Consider the following 1,274-nt stretch of genomic DNA (forward strand, 5'->3'; position numbering starts at 1 on the left):
CCTGCGTGCCCGCGCCGACTGGCAATCGGTCTGGGCCTCGCTCACGTTTGCGGGCCCGCCGGCCACCGTGCGTCCGCCGACGAAACATTAGCCAGCTTCACCAAAGATTTTGGTTTTTCTCGTTACCTTCGCCGTTCCCTTAGTCCCCCCGCTTACCCCCTTGCCCTACGCTGTATGAAGTACACGATTGATAAAAAAGATAGCTACACCATCATCACCATTGAGGAGAAGAAGCTCGACACCACGGTAGCGCCCGACCTCAAGTCGGAGTTCGTGAAGCTGAACGCTGAAGGCATCAACAACCTGATTCTCGACCTCACCAACGTGAAGTACACCGACTCGTCGGGCCTGAGCTCCATCCTGATTGCCAACCGCTTGTGCAATTCCACCGGCGGCCTGCTCGTCCTCACCGGCCTGCAAGACCACGTGCTGAAGCTCATCACCATCAGCAAGCTCGAATCGGTGCTGCACATTCTGCCCACCGTCGAAGAAGGCATCGACCGCGTGTTTCTGCACGCCATCGAGCGCGACCTGACGGACAAGGAGTAGCTTTTTTTAGAAGCTGCTAGCTTTTGGCTGTTAGCTGTTAGCCTTCTTCGGGGAGCGCGACAGCTGGCAGCCAATTTCTATTTTTCTGCCGGGCCGCCCCAGTGCGCTCATCCTTCAACTTAAAAAAAGCTAACAGCTAACCGCTAGCGGCTAACAGCTAAATTTGACGTTCGAGCTGAAGATTCTCGGGTCGGCCTCGGCCACGCCTACCGCCGGGCGCCACCCCACGGCGCAGGTGCTCACGGTGGGTGCCCACCACTACCTGATTGACTGCGGCGAAGGCACGCAGTGGCAGATGCTGGAGTACCGGGTGCGCCCGGCGCAATTGCGCGCTATTTTCATCTCGCACCTGCACGGCGACCATTATTTTGGCCTGTTTGGCTTGCTGGGCACCATGCACCTGCAGGGCCGCACCCAGCCGCTGCACATCATCGGCCCGCCCGGCCTCGACGAGGTACTCGTGACGCAAAGCCGCGTGTCGGGCGTGCAAATCGGGTTTCAGATGGAATTTACGGTGGTCGATACTGAGGCGCACGCTTTGGTATATGAGGATGCCGCTTTGCGCGTGCACTCGCTGCCTATGCGCCACCGCGTGCCCTGCGCCGGCTACCTGTTTGAGGAGCAGCCGCGCCGCGCCAACCTGCTCAAGGAAAAGCTACCCGCCGGCCTCACGCCCGCCCAGCTGGCCCGTCTGGCCCAGGGCGACGACCTGCCGCCCGACGAGC

General features: G+C 60.5%; 2 protein-coding genes. Both read left to right on the forward strand.

Going from position 1 to position 1,274, the window contains the following annotated elements; translation table 11 throughout:
• The first annotated feature begins 174 nt into the window (after window positions 1–174).
• Window positions 175–549 carry an STAS domain-containing protein gene (locus tag ACYVDE_RS23155; protein WP_168675310.1) on the forward strand — a complete coding sequence of 125 codons (375 nt, stop codon included), beginning with the start codon at window positions 175–177 and terminating at the stop codon, window positions 547–549.
• Window positions 550–712: 163 nt separating this feature from the next.
• On the forward strand, window positions 713–1,274 hold a 562-nt coding region (locus tag ACYVDE_RS23160), incomplete at its 3' end, for an MBL fold metallo-hydrolase (protein WP_460503891.1).

This window comes from Hymenobacter agri, from assembly GCF_054778495.1.